Source organism: Halorubrum sp. AJ67, from assembly GCF_000513435.1.
Genome location: NZ_CBVY010000026.1, coordinates 28847 through 30183, shown reverse-complemented (window position 1 = coordinate 30183; position 1337 = coordinate 28847). Strand labels below are relative to the sequence as shown.

2 protein-coding genes are annotated in these 1337 nt (G+C 71.1%); both read right to left on the bottom strand.

The genetic code is table 11. The features are described from left to right. Positions 1-594: 2-phospho-L-lactate transferase CofD family protein (locus BN903_RS14365; protein ID WP_048078377.1), on the bottom strand; the 594-nt coding region annotated here is incomplete at its 3' end. Positions 595-1091: 497 nt separating this feature from the next. Next, on the bottom strand, positions 1092-1337 hold a 246-nt coding region (locus tag BN903_RS14360), incomplete at its 5' end, for an isoaspartyl peptidase/L-asparaginase (protein WP_048078376.1).

Below are 1337 nucleotides of genomic sequence, written 5' to 3'. Positions count from 1 at the left end.
GAACTCCACGTCCGCGACCGGCGGCTCGCCGCGGCGCGCGACCCAGTACTCCTGGAAGTGGATCGTCTCGCCGGCCTCGGTGTGGATCAGCGTCGCCACCGGGTCGTCCGACATCGGGAGGAGGTCGGCGTCGAGATCGGACGCGTCCGCGAGGACGCGGATCGCCTCGGTGAGCGTGTGCCCCTCGTCGAGCAGGCTCGTGCGCGTGAGGTGGACCGCGCGGTCGCGGTCGCCGATCTCCATGAACTCGCCGACCGCCGAGAAGCGCCGCCAGCGCGCGATCTCCCGGCCGGCGGTCTGGGCCGCGTCGTCGAGGTACCGGGGCTCGGTTTCGAGTCCGGCCGCCTCCGCGAGTCGGCGCAGCTCCTCGTGGGTCGCGGTCGTGTCGCCGTCGATCCCCCACCACGTCTCCCGGTCGAGGACGCCGCCGCCCGCGAACAGCACGGTGTCGACGTCGGGGCAGACGAGGTGGCCACCGATCTCGACGTCGTCGCCCGTGTTGGCGACGACCGCCGTCTCGGCCGGGTCCCACACGCGGGCCGCGCCGTCGAGGAGCTTCGGCGTGCCCGTCCCCCCGGCGAGGAAGGTTACCATACCGGCGCAAGGCGACGCCCGGATTTGTATCCTCGCCTCCGCGGGCGACGTAGAGACTGGGTGTTCGAGGTGGAACCCCGCGCATCTGACGTAGGGACGAACGGCGACACTCGACCGATTTCCCGGTTGGCGCGTGCCTGCGAGGCCGCCCCGCGGCCGAGCAGCACGCGCGAGGGAGTCAGTCGCCGGAGCAAAGCGACGGCGACTGACGAGGCTGGGGAGGCGTGAGGTGCGGTTGCGGTGCGGGGTGGGACTCGAAGGGGCAGTCGGGAGGCGGGCGCAGGCGACGCAAGCACTGGAAGGAGCGAACGTAGTGAGCGACTGAAGCGCGCAGCGAGCGTGCGCCCGCCTCCCGGCTGGGGCTTCGGTGGCCACCTCAGCGGCAGCTTCGTCGTAGCGAGCGGCTGGGGCTTCGGAGGAATCCGCGTCGATCGATGATTCACCGCCGACATCGAGGAGTTAGGCCGCCAAAGCGCCGAGAAATCCGTCCGTGTCGTTCACGTATCGGCGACGCTCGTCTGCATCCCTTCTGTATTAAACGCGCTCCCGGCCTCGTCGTCCCCGAGCACGATAACCCCCGCACCCGACCCCGTAATCTCCTCGAACTCGTCGATCGCTCGCTCGGCCGCCGCCTGTGCCCCGACCCCGTCGTCTAGATACTTGACCGCCCGCCGCGAGAGCGTCACGCGGGCGATGTCCTCGCCGGCCCCCGTCGCGCTCGCGCCGCCCGCCTCGGTACAGAA